Consider the following 18,106-nt stretch of genomic DNA (forward strand, 5'->3'; position numbering starts at 1 on the left):
CCTGATTTCTGTTTCGCGTCCTACGTATTCTGATTCGAGCCGTGCCGGCTCGTGTCGCCGAATCGGCTACAACTCCACGAGCACTTTCCCGGTGTGGTCACCGCGCAGTAATCCGAAAAACGCTTCCGGAGCGGACTCGAGTCCCTGGAATTTCACTTCCCGGACCTCGAGCTTCCCGTCCCGGAGCCATTGCCCGACATCGCGCGAGAAATCACCCGCGGTGGCCACATGGTCATTGACGTACAGGCCCGCGATTCTCAGACGCTTTCGGACGATGTCGAACAAATTTCCCGGAATCGTCCGGGTGGCGGGATCGTCGTAGGAGGAAATCGTTCCGCACATCACCACGCGACCGAAGTCGTTCAGGTGGCTGAGCGCGGCCGCGAAGTGATCGCCACCGACATTGTCGAAATAGACATCGATACCGCCATCGGCCGCCGCGCGACCGAGACTGTCCATGATCGGAGTGGCCCGATAGTCTATGACCGCATCGAAGCCGAGTTCATCTCGGACGTAACTCACCTTCTGCGGCGAGCCCGCGCTGCCGATCACCCGCCCTGCGCCCAGCAGCTTTGCCATCTGTCCCGCGAGGCTGCCCACTGTTCCCGCCGCGGACGAAACGAAAAGGGATTCGCCACGCCCGAGACCGGCAACCGAGACCAGGCCGGCGTACGCGGTCAATCCCGGCATACCCAGCACTCCGAGGTGATATGACAGCGGGTGATCGGAGGGCTCGAGGCGCCGCACGGCCTTTCCGGGCAGCAGTGCGTACTCCCGCCAACCCGCCATGTGTATGACGTGCGAGCCGGTTTCGATACCGGGCACCCGCGACGCGATCACCTCCCCGACCGCACCCCCTTCGAGTGGGGCTCCGACGGCAAACGGTTCGATGTAGGACGCTTCATCGTCCATGCGCGGTCGCATGTAGGGATCCAGCGAAAAGACGAGATTGCGGATCAGTACCTCACCGTCGGCGGGCTCGCTGACGGTGACCTCGTCGATGCGCAGCACCGAGGAGTCCACATGCGCTTCCGGTCGGCGAGCGAGCGTGACCTGTTTCGATATCGGCACGGCCGCTACCCCTCCACCATGAACGCGTCGCGATATTGCGCGCGCAGCTGCGTCTTCGAGAACTTCCCGACACTGGTCTTCGGGATCGCGTCTACCACCACGATTCGTTCCGGCAGTTGCCATTTGGGGAATCGGTGAGCCAGATGCGCCATCAGTTGATCCGTATCGACAGCTGCCCCGGCGGCCGGCACAACGCAGGCCAGCGGACGCTCGGTCCAGCGCGGATGTGGCACGCCGACCACGGCTGCTTCGGCAACGGTGGCGTGGTTCATCAACTCGTTCTCGAGGTCGACCGAGGAGATCCATTCCCCGCCGGACTTGATCAGATCTTTGGTGCGATCGACGAGTCGTATCCAGCCCCGGCCGTCCATGGTGGCGACGTCGCCGGTCCGGAGCCAGCCATCCGGGGTGAACCCCTCGTCGTCGCCACTGCCCTGGTAGTAGCCCCCGGCGATCCACGGTCCGGCCACCTGCAGTTCGCCGGTGGTGGCGCCGTCGTGCGGCACCGGGTTCATGGTGTCCGGTTCGACGAGACGCGCCTCCACACCGAGCGTCGCTCGCCCCACCCCGGCTCGCAGGTCTGCTTGTACCTGTTCGTCGAGTTCGGTATGCGATCGGTCCAACCGTCCCACCGCGGCAAGAGGACTGGTCTCGGTCATCCCCCAGGCCTGTTGCAGCGGCAGACCGACCTGTTTCCGATAGGACTCCGACAGCGCGACCGGCACGGCGGCTCCACCGCAAGCGATGAGACGAAGCGAACTGGTGTCCCGGTCGCGCAGGTGCGGCAACGCTGCCGTCCAGAGGGTCGGCACCCCCGCGGTCATCGTGACCTCGTGGTTCACCAGCAGGTCGGCCACCCGGGGACCGCTCAGATCGGACCCGGGCAATATGATGTCCGCGCCCTGCGCGACCGCGGCGTGCGGGATACCCCAGGCGTTGGCATGGAACATCGGCACCAGCGGAAGTACACGGTCGGCTTCGTTGATGCCCAGTGTCCCGACGGCACTCGCCGCCATCGTATGCAGGTAGACACTCCGATGGCTGTAGACAACGCCCTTGGGATCTCCCGTCGTGCCACTCGTGTAACACATCGCCGCCGCCGAGTTCTCGTCGGTGACGCGCATATCCCCCTCCGGCGAGGCAGCGAGAAGATCGTCGTATCGGTGCACCTGTGCACTGATACCGTCGAGAACATCGTCGGCTCCCGGCGCATCTTCCATCACGATGACATGGCGCACGGTGGGGCACCGTGAGAGGAGCGGACCGAGTACCGGTACCAGTGACCGGTCGACGAAGATGGCTTCGTCCTCGGCATGGTTGATGACGAAGACCACCTGTTCCGGTGACAGACGGATATTGATGCAGTGCAGGACTCTGCCTGTGCCCGGTACCCCGAAATACAGTTGCAGATGCCGTGCCGAGTTCCAGGCGAACGAGCCGATCCGGGCGTCCGGTGCGATCCCGAGAAGTTCGAGCGCGCCGGCAAGCCTTCTCGTTCCGGCGCTCCAATCCCGGTAGCTGGTCACCACTTCCCGCGTCGGTTCGACCGATACGATCGACTTGTGTCCGAACCAGTCCTCGGCGCGTCGGAACAGGCGGTCGATCGTCAGCGGATAATCCTGCATGAGCCCGTCCATCAGGCAACTCCCTCGTTCGTCCCGGCGGCGGTCGGGATCCCGGGGACCTCCGGTGCGGTCTCCGCCGTTTGCGACGACGGGGTGAAGCTTCCGTATTCGCCGCGAAAGAACAGTAGTGGCGGCCGATTCGGTGCGGCGTCCATCGCCACTACCCGACCGAAGACCAGATAGTGGTCGCCGGCCTCCTGGACGTCGTACAATTCACAATCGAGCCATGCGGCCGCACCATCGATGATCGGCGAGCCCGAATCAGCGGGCCGCCAGGACACACCGGCGAATTTCTCGGATCCCTTTTTCGCGAATTGCTTGCACAGGTCCTCTTGCCCAGCACTCAGGATATTGATGGAGAAGCGCTGCTGTTCACGAATTTCCGGCCAGCTCGAGGATGCCTTGTCCGGGTAGAAGGCCACCAATGGCGGATCGAGTGACACCGAGGAAAAGGACCCGATGGTCAACGCGGCAGGCCGCCGGCCGGGTATCGCCGCGCTGACCACGACGACGCCTGTCGGGTAATGGCCCAGCACCTGCCGGAAGCGGCCGGCAGTGATCGTGTCGGTCATCGTCATCACCCCTGCGGCCCACCGGACACGTAGATGACCTGTCCGGAGACGAATCCGGCATCCTGGCTCGCCAGGAACGACACCGTATGGGCCACATCCTCGGGTTCGCCGACCCGTCCGACGGGAATGGCCTTTTCGCCGGCGGCGATGAGGTCGGCGAAATCCATCCCCATTCGCGCGGCGGTCGCCGCGGTCATATCGGTCCGGATGAACCCGGGCGCGATGGCGTTGGCGGTGACACCGAACTTACCCAGTTCGATTGCCAAGGTCTTCGTGAAGCCTTGTAGACCGGCCTTCGCCGCCGAGTAGTTCACCTGGCCCCGGTTTCCCAACGCGGCGGTGCTCGACATGTTGACGATCCGGCCGAACTTCGCTTCGACCATGTCCGCCTGCACCGCCCTGGTCATGAGGAATGCGCCCCGCAGGTGCACAGACATCACGGCGTTCCAGTCCTCGACCGTCATCTTGAACATCAAGTTGTCGCGGATGATCCCGGCATTGTTGACGAGCACGACAGGCGCTCCGAGTTCGGAGCGGACCCGGTCCACAGCCGCCCGCACCTGCTGCTCGTCGGCCACGTCGGCCCCGACCGCGACGGCGCGTCCGCCCTCGGCAGCAATCTGCTCCACCGTTGCTTCGCTCGCGGTCTCATCCAGATCGACCACGGCGACCGCATAGCCGTCCGAGGCCAGCCGCAGCGCCACAGCGGCTCCGATGCCGCGAGCGGCCCCGGTCACGATCGCAGTACGGGTACTACTCACAACTATCTCCAGTCACGTTGTCGGTTGAACGCCCGGGTCTCGATGGGCAGGGCTGAATCGGCCCTCGGAACGGGCCACAGGCGAAGGACTTCGAAGAAGTTCGAACCTCGATATTACGTACTATACTAGTACGATACTTGGCCACCCGTCACCCGTCAACATCTTTTGAGCGGAACAAATTCGAATCAGACAGGCGCCCCAGCGTCTACTCAGGCAGGATCGGAAATCAAGGACTCTCGTAATACGCGCTTGAGCGATTTTCCGGTCGCGTTCCGAGGAATGGGCACATCGCGGATGTATCGCGAGGGAATCTTGAATTTCGCGAGCCGCTCTCGGCAATGCGCATCGATCTCGGCATCGGTGATCGATGCACCTGGGTAGACGTCGATCACCGCAACGACCTCCTCACCGAGCGACGGGTGGGGCAGGCCCACCACCGCGATGTCCATGATCGGCTCGAGTTCGGCCACAACCTGCTCCACTTCGGCTGCCTGAATATTCTCTCCACCTCGGATGATCACATCCTTGATCCGTCCCGCGATGAACAGGTATCCGTCCCGGTCGACATAGCCGAGATCTCCTGTGCAGAATCCGCCGTTGGTGAATGCAGCGCGAGTAGCCTCCGGGTCGCGCCAATAGCCCTGGGCAACCGTAGGTCCACTGACCCAGATCTGCCCGATCTGCCCCGCCGGCACGTGCTTGCCGTCGTCGTCCACGATCCGCACGGCATTCACCGGATAGGGGTAGCCGACGGACTCGGGCCTCTCGAACAGATCACTCCCCACGCTCAGCGCGATACTCGCGGTCGTCTCCGTGAGGCCGTAGCCGGTCAGCAACGTCGCCTGCCGCCCCACCCCGTTCTCGACGGCCCGGACGAGAGTGGCGGGCACCGCGGTCGCTCCTGACGAGACCATCCGCAGCGAACTGAGATCCGCGTTGCCGTTCTGCTTCTCCTCGACGAGCAGTTGTCCGAGCATCGTCGGTACCCCGCCCAGCGAAGTGATGCGTTCTTCGCCGATGATCCGGACCGCTTCCGCGGCGTTCCAGCGTGGCATGACGACATTCTCGACGCCCGCGAGCAACGAGGTGTACATAGCGCCCAGTCCCGCCACATGGAACCACGGGAGCACCTGCAACACGGCAGCTCGGTCCCCAGCCGCTGCCGGGGGACCGAACAGAAGCTGCACCGCCGCAGCGGTGATGCTCGAATTACACACTGCCACACAGTGATTACCGTGCGTGTGGACAACACCCCGCGGGCGGCCCGTGGTACCGGAGGTGTACACGATCGTGGCCGGGTGATCCGAAGCAACGGCAGCTTCGGGTAGATCACGATGATGACGCCCGGCTACCACGTCCTCCCAGATCCGGATCACCTCGCGAGCACGCGCCCCGACTGGGCCGATGGCAACCACCCTGCCCCGGAATTCGTCCGGAATCCGGTCGTACAGCTCCGCGGCGGTGACCACGAGGGTCGGGTCACAATCGGACAACGCATAGTGCACCTCGGCCGCGGTCCAGGACGTGTTGAGTGGCACGAAAACCGCACCGATGGCTTGCGAGGCCCAGAACGCCACGGAGAGCTCGATGCCGTTGCGGGCGAGCATCGCGACTCGTTCGCCGGGGCCCACACCCTGGGCTCGGAACCAGTGCGCGGCGGCAACGATATCCCCCCACAGCTCGGCATAGGTGACCGATCGCTGCTCGACCTTGATCGCCACCGAATCGCCGAACGAAGAGAGGTTCGCGGCGAGTTCACGCAGGGAACCGGCCACGTTCCCGTAGTTCGTTTGCGTCCGACCGCCGCGCTTCTCCGTCACGAGTTCGAAGGCCGGGTCGGATTCGACCAGCCGGCTCAACATCTCCCGGGTCACCATCGCGCGCCCCTTACCGACCATGCTTGTATCACAAGGGCAATCGTGCGGCAACGATCCGCTGCTGCGCGAGAAGCCCCGTCGACACGCATCCTCACGTCAACAACTCCTCTCCATGCGTACCAATTCGGTACGTTATTTCACCGCTGTTTCCCGGCTCGCGACAACGGCACCCTCGGCCATCAATTCGTCGATCCGGCTATCCGAGAAGCCCTGTTCACGGAGCACCTCGCGAGTATGCGCTCCGGGCAGTGGTGGTCTGGCATCGATCGCGCCCGGTGTGCGGCTCAGCCGTGGCGCCGGAGACGGTTGGACCACGTCATCCACCCGGGTAAAGGTGTTGCGGGCGACATTGTGCGGGTGGTGCGGTGCCTCCTCCAGACTCAGGCCCGGCGCGAAACACGCATCTGTTCCTTCGAGGAGGTCACACCATTGCTCCCGCGTCCGCATTCGGAAGAGGTCGGCCAGCCGCGTCGACTGGACCGTCCAGCTGTCCTCATCGCTCTGCCGATCCCAGACCGGGTCGGTGAGGTCCAGAGCCGACCGTAGCTGCGCATAGAACTCGGGTTCAGCGGCGGCATTCGTGATGAACTGCCCGTCACTGCATTCGTACACGTGGTAGTAGGGAGCGCCGCCGTCGATCACATTCCGCCCCCGGCCGAGATGCCACTTTCCGTCGGCGCGAAGTCCATGGTACGGGGCGCTGAGGGCGGCCACACCGTCCACCATGGCCGCATCCACCACCTGACCGACGCCGGTCCGGTCGGCCACCCGCAACGCGCACAGGACACCGAAGAGGAGAAACATGGTTCCGCCGGCGAAATCTCCGACGTAACTGACCGCTGGAACCGGCGGGCCCGCAGGGTCCGATCCCATTCCGTCGAGGGCACCGCTCAGGGCGACATAGTTGATGTCGTGGCCCGCCGCCGAGGCCAATGGGCCGTCCTGGCCCCAGCCTGTGATGCGTCCGTACACCAGCTTCGGGTTCCTGCGCAGGCACTCGTCCGGCCCCACGCCGAGACGTTCCATCACACCGGGCCGGAAACCTTCGATCAGGACGTCGGCGCGTTCGGTCAGCTTCAGCAGCAGATCTCTCCCCTTGTCCGTCTTCAGGTCGATCGCTACCGAGCGTTTACCGCGATGGGTCGGGGCCACTCGATCCGACGCACCACGCTGCGGTGCACCAGGACGATCCACCCGGATCACATCGGCTCCCATATCGGCCAGCAACATTCCGGCGAGCGGTCCCGGACCGATACTTCGCACCTCGAGGACGGTCACGCCGGACAACGCCCGCGTCTCGGACCGGGTCATCGCCACTCCCCTGCCGTGCCGGACTCGACCAGGTGGTCAATGTGCGGGTGGCTGTATCCCAACGATTCCAGCACCTCCCGGGTATGCTCGCCCAGCATCGGCGCAGGTACGGCAGGACCCGCGTCGAAGGCCCCGAACCGGATCGGGTAGCCCGGCTGCCGCACATTTCCCAGCTGTCGATGCTCCACGGTCGTCACATATCCATTCGCCTGGGCTTGCTCGTCGGCCAGCACATCGGCGAATCCGTTGACCGGGGCGAAGAACAGGCCCGCGGACCGTAGCTCCCGAAGCCAGACGTCCCGCGGCTTCGACCGGAACACGCTGTCGAGGATCGGATACAGGTGCTCGAGATGGTCGTGTCGCGATTCGACCGTGTCGAATCGCGGATCATCGATCAATTCTTCGCATCCGAGTGCTCGGCAGAAGTTCGCCCAGTGTTCCTGCTCCGGGTGATTGGTGCCCATCACCCATCTGTCGTCTCCGCACCTGTAGAGGTTTCGCAAAGGGGACCGGGTGGTCCGGCTGCCGTCCAGCGAGACTTCGAAGCCGCGAGCTCCGGTGAACCCGAGGTTGGCGTACATCAGCCAGGTACCTGCTCCGTAGAGGGAGGTGTGCACTTCTTGGCCGATGCCGTGCAACTCGCGTGCCGCGAGAGCCGTGACGGCCGCGTGGCTGCCGACGATGGCGGCCAGTTGATCCATCACCATCACATTCAGCGGCTGCGGATGGCCGGCGCCGGCAGCGAGCATCATTCCCGACATCGCCTGACCTACGTTGTCGAAAGCACCACTGTCCGCGAGCGGCCCTCGATCGCCGAAGCCCGTGACGTTGACATGGATGATCCGTGCGTTGACACCGGCGAGAGTCGCGTAGTCGATTCCGAGTTCTCTCCGCGTCGGACCGCGCAAGTTGGTGAGGAAAATATCGGCATCGGCGACCAGTCGGTGGATGATCTCCTGCGCCTCGGGAGAGCTCGAATCGAGGCTGATGCCACACTTTCCACGATTCGAGAGTACGAACATCACGGTCCATCCGGCCGTGTCGATCTCCCGGGTGTCGGTCATCGGCGCGAACGCGGCGAACTTGCGTTCCGGATCGCCGCGCAGGCTTTCGACCTTGACGACATCGGCACCGAGGTCGGCGAGGATCGCACCCACCGCGGGCCCGGCGTGCCAGACACCTACTTCTACTACCCGGACTCCGGACAGCGGCCTCTTCGAGCCGTCGTTCATCATGTATCTCCGACGCTCGTCGCGTATCAATACTTGGCCAGTACGGTACGGACGTAAGCGCCCAGCTTTGCGACCGCTTCATCCGCTTCCGGCACGTGTCCGGCCCCCAATTGGAAGACGTGCTGCATCTCCGGAAAGACTTCGAATTCGACCGGGATCCCCGCTTCGATGGCCTTGTCGCGTACTCGGGTGGAGTCGTCGAGGAGGGCCTCGTGACCGCCGGCCTGGATGAACAGCGGGCACAGACCGGAGTAGTCGTTCAGCACCGGCGAGGCGATCGGGTCGCCGGTGGCGCCCGGGGCGTACAGGGATCCGAGTGCGCGCATTCCCTCAGCACTCGCCAGCAGGTCGACACCGGCATTGGTGACCATCGAGGCTCCGGTTGCTTCGAGGTCGACCCACGGAGACATCAACGCGGCGGTCGCCGGCATCGGCAGGTCCGAGTCCCGGATTCTCAGCAGCGTGGCCAGCACCAGACCGCCGCCGGCGGAGTCGCCGACGAACGCGATCTTCTCCGGTGCGATACCGCGCTCGAGCAGTGCACGGTAGGCGGCAAGGACATCGTCGAGACCGGCTGGAAAAGGATGCTCGGGTGCGCGGCGATACTTCGGGATCAACGCGGCAACGCCGGCGGCCTTCGCAACATGCCCCGCCAGGTTGCGATACCCCACGGGGGTGCCGTACACGTATCCGCCGCCGTGCACATAGACGATCGCGGCGTCTTCCACGACATCGGAACCCTCGGGCCGCACCCACACGCCGGGAACCGTGTCCGTCGAGGCATCGTGAAAGGCGACCCCGCGAGCAGGGCCGGTCATGGCCTGCAAACCCTCCGCGACCACCCGCTGATCATCGAGCGAGAGACCCGCCACCGCGACCATGCGCTCACCGTGCCGCTTCAGACTCTCGACGAACTCGACAGCTTCGGGACTGACCATGGGAACAACCTCCCTGCGTTGGGACACTGCGGCCGCCTACACCAGGCGCAGGTGTGACGACGATCATTTCGTACTAGTTGCGTACGTTACGGTCGGTCGTAGTAGTTGTCAACCATTGAACGCGGATTATGCGTGGGGTCAGTAGGGTCGAACAGAATGCGCCGAAGCCTCGGCAGAAAGTCAGGACGACCCGTTTTCCGACAGCGCCCGAAGAACCCAGTCGGTGAGTTCACCCACGTACGTTTCTTCTTGCGAGGTCAATCTCGCCCGCTTCGACGGCGGGGTGTGAATCGCCCGCATCACGATGGGACCGCCGATCGTTTCCAGCAGGAACTTCACCGGCGGGGCGTCGGTGATCTCCCCCCGCTCGATGGCACGCGAGGTGATCCCCTCGAACTCTACCTGGGCGGGATGCAGCAGATCGGCACGAGAAATGACCTGCAGTTCTTCTTGAAACGGCAACTCGACCTGTAGCCGGAGCCAGGCACGGCCGGAATCGGTCATCATGAAATCGAAGAACCGGCGGATATAGTCCTCGATATCCGCACGCAGCGACCCGTGGTCGACGGCGGTCTGGTCCACGAGTTGGGTGGTCGCGGCGCGGAGGAGTTCGATACGCGAATCCCACCGCCGATACAGCGCGGGCTTGCCCACCCCGGCTTCCGAGGCCACCGCGTCGAAGGTGAACCTCTCCCAGCCACGGCAGGCGAAGACGCGCACCGCGGCCTCGAGAATCCGCCGGTCGTAACCGGCACCCCGCGGCCTGCCGACTGCTGCCTGCGTCATCGTCCGGTCCCCTCGGTTCGGCTTCCCACATTCACCCTCACGGCGATCGTACCTTAACGTACGGCTACGGTACGGTTAGCATCGACGGGCGGGCGGTCCGTGAGCGGAATCAGCCGAATTCGTCCCGCCGCATCCTTCGTTCGCAATGTATCCGTACGTCGCCCAGTCGATAGGACCACCCGAATCATGGCCGACTTCCCGCCCAGCCACCCCCTCGACCGCCGGTCTCCATCAGCGAACGACACGGAAGGGGAATGGGTTTCGTGGGCGAATTCCCAACCGATCATGAGTGTGATCGGGTTGACATGTCTGTCGGTCGCGCCCGAGCAATCGGAATTCGCACTGGAAGACAGCGGTTTGCCACTCAACGCCAACTCCGCCGTCAACGGGGGCATTATTGCCGCCGCAGCCGACCAGATCATGGCCGTTGTCGCCGCCCGGGCGTCGGCACCGGACTATGTACCGGTGACCGGCTCCCTGCATATTCAGTTCCATTCACCCGCCCACCTTCCGCTGACAATTCGGGGACTGCTTCTGCCCAGCGGATTCCGGACCAAGTACGTGGAAGTGGTCGTCGAGGACAGCGCCGGGCGCAGATGTGCGACAGCACATGCGACCATGATCAGTGGACGAGCGGCGCGCCGATACGCGGCCGCGGAAGTGGGCAGCCAAGCCGGCGTCCGCGCGCCGGCCGATTGATCGAAATTCGGCGCACAAGAAGCGTTCCGCGTCCGGTATCCCTGCGACGCGGCGGCCGATCAGTGCAAGGTGATTCCGGCGTCGACGGTCATGGCGTGACCGGTGACGAACCGCGCTCGTTCGGACACGAGGTGGAGCACGGTATCGGTGATATCGCTGGGTTCGAGCAAATCGACGGCGAGCATGTTCGTGAACAGGCTGGCGGGGCGAGGGTTTCGTTCGATCGCCGCGGCGAAGATTTCCTGAACGCTCGGATTCGTGGCCATGTCGGTATTCACACCGGTGGGATGGATACTGTTGACCCGGATGTTGTCCTTGGCCAGTTCGGCCGCAAAGGCTTTGGCCATCCCGGTCACGGCATACTTGCTCGCCACGTAATCGACCATGAACGGTTGAACACGAACCCCTGCGGCCGAACTCACCAGAACAATCGATCCGCCGGATCGTTTCTGCAGATGGGGCGCGCCGACCATCACCGTGTTCCACGCACCGATCAGGTTGGTGTCGACGGTATCTCGGAACGCCTTCGGGGTGATTCGGTCCCATTCCGACACTACGGCTATTCCCGCATTCGCGATGACGATATCCAGGCCGCCCAGCTCCTCGACCGCGACATCGACGGACGACTTCATCCCGTCGAAATCTCGCACATCGGCGACGACGGGCAGCACTCGTCCGCCGAGCTTCTCGACCAGGCGCACCGTCTCGTCGAGGTCATCCGTCGTTGCCGAACGGTACTTGACACTGGCCGGTAACGGACCGCACAAGTCGAGGGCGATGATCGATGCTCCCTCGGCCGCGAGCCGCTCAGCATGCGCACGCCCCTGACCGCGCGCCGCACCGGTGATCAAGGCGACTTTGCCTTGCAATTCGGGCATGATGATTCTCCTTTGTATGTCGTTTCGGCCAGGCGAAACCCACCGGGCGGAACGAATTTTCCGATCGCGAACCGTTTCGCGACGACGTCTACTGCGCGGTCAACCCACCGTCGATGTAGAGCTCGGCCCCGGTGACGAAGCCGGCTTCCGGACCCGCAAGGAACGCCACAGCATCGGCCACTTCCGCCGGCGTGCCCAACCTGCCCATCGGGGTCCTGGCGACGGTCACCTCCCGAAATGCGGGATCGTCCAGCCGTTCCAGCATTCTCGGTGTGCCGATGTAGCCGGGATGCAGGGAGTTCACCCGCAGACCGGCACTCGCCCAGTAGACGGCTGCACTCTTCGTCATGCCACGGATCGCCCCTTTGGCGGCGTGATACGCAAAGCTGTGGGGCACACCGACAGTCCCGAGGATCGAGCAGACATTGACGATCACACCGCCCCCGCTCCGCTCGATCAGCGCACCCGCGTGCTTCATGCCGAGCCAGGTACCGGTCTGAGCGATTCCGATCACCGTGTTCCAGCCTGCCACCGATTCGTCGACCACCGATTCCGGCGTCGCCACCGCCGCGTTGTTGACGAGTCCGTACAGACCACCGCACCGAGATTCGATTTCCGCGACCGCCTCGGACCACGCCTGCTCTGTCGTCACATCGAGCCGGTGAACAATAGGTTCGCAGTCCACGCGCGCAGCAACTCGCTCGCACGCGGTCTCGTCGACATCACTGATGATCACCTGCGCGCCTTCGCCGGCGAGGCGCCGGACGATCTCGGTACCGATGGCTCCGGTCGCACCGGTGACAAGGATGCTCTTGCCCTCGAACCGCGGCATCGTCATCCCACCCATTCGGGGTCGAGTGCAGCGTGGCCGGCGAACGGGACCAATCGCGTTGTCCGGCTACTCCCGGTCACCACGAGCCTGCGGACCTCGGGAAGCATTTTCTGCTGCCAGTGCTCGCTTTCATACACCGCGGCGTAGAGGCGAACCCGTTCTTCCTCGTTGTCGAACAATCGCATCCAGACAAACCTGGTGTGATCGTCGTCGGCCCAGAAGAGCCCGAGAATCCGCATCCCGCAGCTCTGCTGGTAGGGGACGGCGTGTTCGACCATGAACTCTTCCCATTGGTCCCACATTCCCGGATTCACCTGGTACTCGTAATGTTCGATGAACATTTCTCAGAAACCTCTCGCTATGCGGCGGCGCCGAATATCCCGGCTCGGATCATCCCGCCTGACGTCCGCCATCCACCGTGATCGTGGTGCCGGTGATGTGATCGGCGGCCGCGCTCATGAGGAAGGCGACCGATTCCGCGATATCCTGCGGCGCGGCCAATCTGCCGATCGGCACCGCCGCCGCGCGGTCGTCCGGGTCGAGATCGAGTCCCTCGAAGAGCGCGTCCATCATCTGCCCGGCAACCGGGCCCGGGCAGATCGCGTTGACGCGGACGCCGCGGTCCGCCCATTCCAGGGCAGCCGTCCGGGTCAAACCCAGTACCGCATGTTTCGATGCGACGTAGGCAGCCAGACCGGGCTGTCCGGTGAGCCCGCCGACACTGGATGTATTCACTACTGCCGCACCACGCTTCAGCAACGGCCCGATGTGTTTGAGCCCGAGAAACACCCCACGTACATTCACCGCAAGGACCCGTTCGAAAACTTCGGCAGGATACTCGGTCAACGGCGCTATCGCCCCGATGATCCCGGCATTGTTGAAGAATCGCTCGACCGACCCACGACCGAACTCTCGAGCGACGTTGCTGTAGTGAACGACTCCGGACTCGGACGATACGTCGCATTCGACAACGGCGATCTCCCGGTACATCCCCCGGAGGGCGTCTTCCACCGCACGCAGCTTCGGCAGGTCCACATCCACGAGCAGTACCCGGGTTTGTGGAGACGCCATCCCGGAGGCGACGGCGTATCCGATATCGCCTCCCGCGCCGGTGATCACCAACGTCTCAGTGTCATCGAACAACCCGGCAAGCCGTGGACCAGCGGCGCCGCGGTTCACTCCAGCTCCATACCCTTGTATCCGGCGGCGGCGACGCGGGCCGCCCATTCCCGCCATTTGTCCAGGCCGCCGTAGTAGGTGAGAATCCTGCCGTCGGACCCCGGGATATTGCCGCGCTGATACCAGGACCCCTTCGCGAGCAGGACCGGCTTCGCCGTTTCGTAGACGTGGTCGGTCCATTCGGCCGCGGCTTCGTCCGTCGCTTCGACGCGCGCATAACCGTGCCGTTTGACGTAGGTGATCAGGTCGGCGATCCAGTCCCCGTGCACCTCGCTGAAGGCCGGGAGATTGCCACCCAGACTGTGCACGCCGGCCACGAAGGTCAGGTTCGGGAAACCGGGCACCCCCATGCCGAGGAGGGTCCGTGGGCCGTCCGACCAAGCGTCCATCAGAGCTCGACCGCCCTTACCCCGGATGTCGATCTTCTTCAACGCACCCAGCCACGCCTCGAATCCGGTGGCAAAAATGATGACGTCGAATTCGAATTCGCGGTCGGTTGTGGCCACACCGGTCTCGGTGAAACGCACAACCGGGGTCTCCTTCAAACTGACCAGCTCGACGTGGTCGTTGTTATAGGTCTCGTAATACCCCGTTCCCTTCGGCGGGCGGTGCATACCTATCCCGTGGTCCTTCGGGATCAGCTTGTCGGCCAGATCCGGGTCGTCGATGGTGGCGCGAATCTTCGATTCGATGAATTCGGTGAAATCCTTATTGGCGGCTGGGTCGGAGAGCGTATCGGCAAATGCCGACGACAGAATGCGCAGCCCGCCGGAATTGTAGAGTTCTTCGTATTTCTTCAGCCGCTCTTCTTCGGAGACCTCGAATGTGAGACGCAACTCGGGCTCGTGCAAGAAGCCACCGATGTGGTTGAGCCGCTGCTGGTGCACCGCCGCGAAGTTCTTCCGATACTCCTCCTGCTCTTCAGGGGTGAACGGCCGGTTGTGCAGTGGTGTGACCCAGTGGCCGGTGCGCTGGAAGACGGTCAAGGACTGCGCCTCTTGCGCCACTTCCTGCACCAGCTGAACACCCGAGGAACCGGTGCCGAAGAGGGCGACCCGCTTGCCGGCGAGGTCGATCCCTTCCGCAGGCCACTCTCCCGAATGCACCATCACACCATGGAAATCGTCCCGCCCGTCGAACTCGGGAACATAGGGCTCGGAGAGCATCCCCGTCGCCAGCACGAGAAAGCGGGCCGCTGTCTCCTGCCCGTCCGCGTACCCCACGACCCAGACGTTGTTCTCGGCATCGAATCGTGCCCGGACGACGGTGGTATTCAGTTGGATCTTGTCACGCAGCCCGAACCGGTCCACGACGAAATTGAAGTAGCGTTCCACCTCCGGCTGGCCGGCATAGTGCTCACTCCATCGCCATTCATCCGCCAGGATTTCGGAGAAGAAGTATCCGTACGAATAGGAATCGGAATCGAAGCGAGCGCCCGGATAACGGTTCCAGAACCAGGTACCACCCACGCCGGAGCCGCGCTCCACCAGACGCACGGAATGCCCTTGTTCGGCCAGCCGGTAAAGGGCATATATCCCCGAAACACCGGCGCCGACAACGAGGGCATCGAGCACCTCCCCCGAGTCCGGCTCCCGGTCGGCACGGTGCCGCGAAACTTCATTGTTCATGGGGTCCTCGCATGTCTTTTTCTGCTGCAGATTTGCATAAACCGGCCAAGGCTCGACATTCGTCCTGATTGCGTTGCGGCCCGAAAAGGGTTGCGCTCGGATGAGCGACCGGTGCGCCGAGACTTCCACTCGAACCCCGATGTGTCAAGCGTCATATTCGAACCCATCGATCCACCCTCATAGCTGCCGCTATCGAGGCTTGCGCGAAACGTACTAAAACAGTACGATACTCCAAGAGGCCCGGTCAGGCCAGAGCTTTCGCAGAATCGATCAGCGCGGTGCTGGACCCCGGCGCATCGATGTCTCCATACGAACGCGAACCACGAAAGAGAGGATGGCGTTCCCGTGCCCCGTCGCACTTTCATCGCAGGTATCCACGAGTTCCCATTACGAGTCGCACCCGGACACTCACCACATCAGATCAAAGGCGAGTGTGCAGCCGAGGCACTGGCCGATGCGGGACTCCCGTGGTCTGCGGTCGACGGTCTCTACGACGCGGGTGAGTCCGAGACCTCTCTCGCTGGGCTCGGCGTGGCCGAGTACCTGGGAATAAGACCCAAGGTGATCGACACGACGAACGTAGGCGGGGCCTCCTACGAATTTCATATCGGTCATGCGAAGCGGGATATCGAGGCCGGCCTCGTCGACGTCGCGCTTGTCACCTACGGCTCCACGCTCCGCAGCGAATCGAGGTCGGGCGGTATCCCCACCAGCATCGGAGCTCAGGAAACGCCCGCAGAGCGGATCGAACGCCCCCAGGGCCTGTCACTGGTCGGTAGCTACGCGATGGTCGCCTCGCGCCATATGCACGACTACGGCACCACACCGGAACAGTTGGCATCCGTCGCCGTATCCGCGCGCCGGCACGCCCTGCGAAACCCACTCGCAACCGATGGGCTCGAGGCGATGTCGATGAGAGCCCGGGGGCCGCTGACCATCGACGATGTGGTTTCGTCTCGTCCCATCGCCGATCCCTTGCGGCTACTCGACTGCTGTTTGATGACAGACGGCGGTGGCGCGGTGGTCCTCGTGTCGGAGGACATACTCGCCAACTGCCGCCACCCCGGTGTCGAGGTGCTCGGTACCGGCGAAGCTATTTCCTTTGCCGAGGCCGGCACCGATCTGACCAGCTCGGCCACGGCGGAGTCCGGTCGTCGCGCCTTCACTCAGGCAGGAGTACGTCCGGGAGATATCGATGTCGCAATGCTCTACGACTCGTTCAGCATCACTGTCTTGATCCAGTTGGAGGACCTCGGATTCTGCCCCAAGGGAGCCGGTGGTGAGTACGCGGCCGGCGGTGTCCTGGACTTCGACTCCGCGGGCGGGCCGGCCGTCAATACCGATGGCGGCGGGCTCTCGTCGACCCATCCCGGGATGCGCGGGCTCTTCTTGCTCATCGAGGCCACCAGGCAGCTGCGTGGTTCATCGACATCCCAGGTGCCCGGCGCCGAACTCGCTGTCTGCAACGGAATCGGCGGGTTTCTCGGATCACGACATGCATCCGGAACCGTAGTCCTGGGGAGGGCGTAATGACCGGCCTATACTTTTCCGCCGAGATGGACGGGTCGGAGCTTTCACGCTGCGCCGACTGCGGCCACATTTTCACCTATCCGCGCCGGCACTGCTCGAAATGCGGATCACTGTCGATCACGAGCTCACCGATCAACGGGCCGGGAACCGTGTACGCGGTCACTGTCGTACGTGCACACCCGGATCCCGAATTCAACGCACTGGCGCCGTATGCCGTCGCCTATGTCGATCTCGACCAGGGCGGTCGGGTTCTGACCCGCCTCACCACCCCGGACGCGGACTCCGTCCGGATCGGCGACCGCGTCGAAATGCGCTCGCCCGATGCTGTGGGCCCGGCAACGAACGACCGGACGCCCGAAGGCCGAGCGTCCGCGCCATCGGATGGCGAGTCGGTGGAGGTCGTTCGATGACCTCACTCGAGTCGAGTATTCGTGTCCAGCGCGAGGCGGGAACTGTCACTGTGACCTTCGATCGCCCGGCAACCAGGAACGGCCTCCGATCGCAAGAATGGGTCCATCTGAAAGAGACCCTTCATGAGATCGATAAGAACACCGACGACCGCGTGGTCGTGTTGACGGGAGCCGATGGGAACTTCTCATCGGGGGCCGAACTGGGCGACTCATCGGAGGATCTCTTTCCTCTTGCCCCGATGCAGATCGTCAACGATGCCTGCTTGGCGATCCGACGGCTCAACAAGCCCGTGATCGCGGCGGTCTCCGGGTACGCGGTGGGCGCGGGCTTCAACCTGGTCTTGTCGTGCGACTTGGCCGTGGCCGATTCCACCGCACAGTTCTCACAGATCTTCATCAAACGTGGAATGTCCCCTGATTTCGGAGGTTCGTGGCATCTGCCGCAGGCGCTCAGTCTGCATCGCGCCAAAGAAATCGCCTTTTTCGGCGAGATGCTGACAGCGACGGAGGCCCGCGAGCTGGGCCTGATCAACCATGTCGTCGAACCGGAGGATCTCGCCGCGTTCGTTGACACATGGGCGGCGAAGCTGAAAGCACTGCCGCCGATCGCCCTGGCACGCACCAAACATCTGCTGAACAGTTCGCTCGAAAGTAGCTTCGGAGCGGCCTTGGACCGGGAAGCAGTCTTCCAGGAACACAACTTCACGACCCTGGACACCCACGAAGCCATCTCGGCCTTTCTCGAGAAGCGGGCACCCCGTTACACAGGCCGCTGAC

At 63.7% G+C, this 18,106-nt stretch carries 18 protein-coding genes; 4 read left to right on the top strand and 14 right to left on the bottom strand.

The window, feature by feature from the left end; translation table 11 throughout:
- Positions 1 to 66 precede the first annotated feature (66 nt).
- The 9 genes from ACQEVO_RS15345 to ACQEVO_RS15385 all read right to left on the bottom strand — a co-directional run bounded on the left by ACQEVO_RS15345 (position 67) and on the right by ACQEVO_RS15385 (position 10,173).
- Positions 67 to 1,071, bottom strand: coding sequence for an NADP-dependent oxidoreductase (locus ACQEVO_RS15345; RefSeq protein WP_432913494.1), 1,005 nt, complete (start codon positions 1,069 to 1,071; stop codon positions 67 to 69).
- A 5-nt stretch (positions 1,072 to 1,076) separates the two neighbouring features.
- Positions 1,077 to 2,708 (bottom strand): long-chain fatty acid--CoA ligase, encoded by a 1,632-nt coding sequence (locus tag ACQEVO_RS15350; RefSeq protein WP_432913495.1) that lies wholly within the window; start codon positions 2,706 to 2,708, stop codon positions 1,077 to 1,079.
- Positions 2,708 to 3,268, bottom strand: coding sequence for a flavin reductase family protein (locus tag ACQEVO_RS15355; protein ID WP_432913497.1), 561 nt, complete (start codon positions 3,266 to 3,268; stop codon positions 2,708 to 2,710). Before ACQEVO_RS15355 ends, ACQEVO_RS15350 begins: the two co-directional genes overlap by 1 nt.
- 5 nt (positions 3,269 to 3,273) lie before the next feature.
- Positions 3,274 to 4,029 (bottom strand): 3-oxoacyl-ACP reductase FabG, encoded by a 756-nt coding sequence (gene fabG / locus ACQEVO_RS15360; RefSeq protein ID WP_432913499.1) that lies wholly within the window; start codon positions 4,027 to 4,029, stop codon positions 3,274 to 3,276.
- A 209-nt stretch (positions 4,030 to 4,238) separates the two neighbouring features.
- Positions 4,239 to 5,927: a class I adenylate-forming enzyme family protein gene (locus ACQEVO_RS15365; protein ID WP_432913501.1), complete on the bottom strand. Its 1,689-nt coding sequence runs from the start codon at positions 5,925 to 5,927 to the stop codon at positions 4,239 to 4,241.
- Between the two features lie 111 nt (positions 5,928 to 6,038).
- Positions 6,039 to 7,217: a CaiB/BaiF CoA transferase family protein gene (locus ACQEVO_RS15370; RefSeq protein ID WP_432913503.1), complete on the bottom strand. Its 1,179-nt coding sequence runs from the start codon at positions 7,215 to 7,217 to the stop codon at positions 6,039 to 6,041.
- Positions 7,214 to 8,452: a CaiB/BaiF CoA transferase family protein gene (locus ACQEVO_RS15375; protein WP_432913505.1), complete on the bottom strand. Its 1,239-nt coding sequence runs from the start codon at positions 8,450 to 8,452 to the stop codon at positions 7,214 to 7,216. The genes ACQEVO_RS15370 and ACQEVO_RS15375 overlap by 4 nt, the downstream gene beginning before the upstream one ends.
- Before the next feature lie 23 nt (positions 8,453 to 8,475).
- Positions 8,476 to 9,387 carry an alpha/beta hydrolase gene (locus ACQEVO_RS15380; RefSeq protein ID WP_432913507.1) on the bottom strand — a complete coding sequence of 304 codons (912 nt, stop codon included), beginning with the start codon at positions 9,385 to 9,387 and terminating at the stop codon, positions 8,476 to 8,478.
- A gap of 180 nt (positions 9,388 to 9,567) precedes the next feature.
- The gene (locus tag ACQEVO_RS15385; protein WP_432913509.1) at positions 9,568 to 10,173 is read right to left on the bottom strand and encodes a TetR/AcrR family transcriptional regulator; all 606 of its coding nucleotides are present in this window, start codon (positions 10,171 to 10,173) and stop codon (positions 9,568 to 9,570) included.
- A 285-nt stretch (positions 10,174 to 10,458) separates the two neighbouring features.
- On the opposite strand from ACQEVO_RS15385, the gene ACQEVO_RS15390 reads away from it, so the two are divergent.
- On the top strand, positions 10,459 to 10,872 hold the full coding sequence (locus tag ACQEVO_RS15390; protein WP_432913511.1) for a PaaI family thioesterase: 414 nt from the start codon (positions 10,459 to 10,461) through the stop codon (positions 10,870 to 10,872).
- A gap of 59 nt (positions 10,873 to 10,931) precedes the next feature.
- Here ACQEVO_RS15390 and ACQEVO_RS15395 read toward each other — a convergent pair whose 3' ends face one another.
- The 5 genes from ACQEVO_RS15395 to ACQEVO_RS15415 form a co-directional block, all read right to left on the bottom strand.
- Positions 10,932 to 11,750, bottom strand: a complete 819-nt coding sequence (locus ACQEVO_RS15395) for a mycofactocin-coupled SDR family oxidoreductase (protein WP_432913512.1) — start codon at positions 11,748 to 11,750, stop codon at positions 10,932 to 10,934.
- A gap of 88 nt (positions 11,751 to 11,838) precedes the next feature.
- The gene (locus ACQEVO_RS15400) at positions 11,839 to 12,588 is read right to left on the bottom strand and encodes an SDR family NAD(P)-dependent oxidoreductase (protein ID WP_432913514.1); all 750 of its coding nucleotides are present in this window, start codon (positions 12,586 to 12,588) and stop codon (positions 11,839 to 11,841) included.
- The gene (locus ACQEVO_RS15405) at positions 12,585 to 12,923 is read right to left on the bottom strand and encodes an NIPSNAP family protein (protein ID WP_432913516.1); all 339 of its coding nucleotides are present in this window, start codon (positions 12,921 to 12,923) and stop codon (positions 12,585 to 12,587) included. Before ACQEVO_RS15405 ends, ACQEVO_RS15400 begins: the two co-directional genes overlap by 4 nt.
- A 49-nt stretch (positions 12,924 to 12,972) precedes the next feature.
- On the bottom strand, positions 12,973 to 13,701 hold the full coding sequence (locus tag ACQEVO_RS15410) for an SDR family NAD(P)-dependent oxidoreductase (protein WP_432922708.1): 729 nt from the start codon (positions 13,699 to 13,701) through the stop codon (positions 12,973 to 12,975).
- A 56-nt stretch (positions 13,702 to 13,757) separates the two neighbouring features.
- Positions 13,758 to 15,389, bottom strand: a complete 1,632-nt coding sequence (locus ACQEVO_RS15415; RefSeq protein WP_432913518.1) for a flavin-containing monooxygenase — start codon at positions 15,387 to 15,389, stop codon at positions 13,758 to 13,760.
- A gap of 345 nt (positions 15,390 to 15,734) precedes the next feature.
- On the opposite strand from ACQEVO_RS15415, the gene ACQEVO_RS15420 reads away from it, so the two are divergent.
- From ACQEVO_RS15420 to ACQEVO_RS15430, 3 genes are read left to right on the top strand one after another with little or no spacing between them, the layout of a single operon-like run.
- Positions 15,735 to 16,919 carry a thiolase C-terminal domain-containing protein gene (locus ACQEVO_RS15420; protein WP_432913520.1) on the top strand — a complete coding sequence of 395 codons (1,185 nt, stop codon included), beginning with the start codon at positions 15,735 to 15,737 and terminating at the stop codon, positions 16,917 to 16,919.
- A complete protein-coding gene (locus tag ACQEVO_RS15425) occupies positions 16,919 to 17,329 on the top strand; it encodes a Zn-ribbon domain-containing OB-fold protein (RefSeq protein ID WP_432913521.1) in 411 nt (136 codons plus the stop codon). The genes ACQEVO_RS15420 and ACQEVO_RS15425 overlap by 1 nt, the downstream gene beginning before the upstream one ends.
- Positions 17,326 to 18,105 (top strand): enoyl-CoA hydratase/isomerase family protein, encoded by a 780-nt coding sequence (locus ACQEVO_RS15430; protein WP_432913523.1) that lies wholly within the window; start codon positions 17,326 to 17,328, stop codon positions 18,103 to 18,105. Before ACQEVO_RS15425 ends, ACQEVO_RS15430 begins: the two co-directional genes overlap by 4 nt.
- The last annotated feature ends 1 nt before the right edge of the window (position 18,106 follow it).

The sequence above is a fragment of the Nocardia sp. CA-290969 genome (assembly GCF_050936135.1).
Classification (GTDB): Bacteria; Actinomycetota; Actinomycetes; order Mycobacteriales; family Mycobacteriaceae; genus Nocardia.

Coding starts and splice junctions, on each gene's coding strand:
- ACQEVO_RS15355 (WP_432913497.1), bottom strand. CDS start 3,268: ATGACCGACACGATCACTGCCGGCCGCTTCCGGCAGGTGCTGGGCCAT.
- ACQEVO_RS15430 (WP_432913523.1), top strand. CDS start 17,326: ATGACCTCACTCGAGTCGAGTATTCGTGTCCAGCGCGAGGCGGGAACT.
- ACQEVO_RS15365 (WP_432913501.1), bottom strand. CDS start 5,927: ATGGTCGGTAAGGGGCGCGCGATGGTGACCCGGGAGATGTTGAGCCGG.
- ACQEVO_RS15385 (WP_432913509.1), bottom strand. CDS start 10,173: ATGACGCAGGCAGCAGTCGGCAGGCCGCGGGGTGCCGGTTACGACCGG.
- ACQEVO_RS15380 (WP_432913507.1), bottom strand. CDS start 9,387: ATGGTCAGTCCCGAAGCTGTCGAGTTCGTCGAGAGTCTGAAGCGGCAC.
- ACQEVO_RS15370 (WP_432913503.1), bottom strand. CDS start 7,217: ATGACCCGGTCCGAGACGCGGGCGTTGTCCGGCGTGACCGTCCTCGAG.
- ACQEVO_RS15395 (WP_432913512.1), bottom strand. CDS start 11,750: ATGCCCGAATTGCAAGGCAAAGTCGCCTTGATCACCGGTGCGGCGCGC.
- ACQEVO_RS15375 (WP_432913505.1), bottom strand. CDS start 8,452: ATGATGAACGACGGCTCGAAGAGGCCGCTGTCCGGAGTCCGGGTAGTA.
- ACQEVO_RS15390 (WP_432913511.1), top strand. CDS start 10,459: ATGAGTGTGATCGGGTTGACATGTCTGTCGGTCGCGCCCGAGCAATCG.
- ACQEVO_RS15405 (WP_432913516.1), bottom strand. CDS start 12,923: ATGTTCATCGAACATTACGAGTACCAGGTGAATCCGGGAATGTGGGAC.
- ACQEVO_RS15425 (WP_432913521.1), top strand. CDS start 16,919: ATGACCGGCCTATACTTTTCCGCCGAGATGGACGGGTCGGAGCTTTCA.
- ACQEVO_RS15415 (WP_432913518.1), bottom strand. CDS start 15,389: ATGAACAATGAAGTTTCGCGGCACCGTGCCGACCGGGAGCCGGACTCG.
- ACQEVO_RS15400 (WP_432913514.1), bottom strand. CDS start 12,588: ATGACGATGCCGCGGTTCGAGGGCAAGAGCATCCTTGTCACCGGTGCG.
- ACQEVO_RS15350 (WP_432913495.1), bottom strand. CDS start 2,708: ATGGACGGGCTCATGCAGGATTATCCGCTGACGATCGACCGCCTGTTC.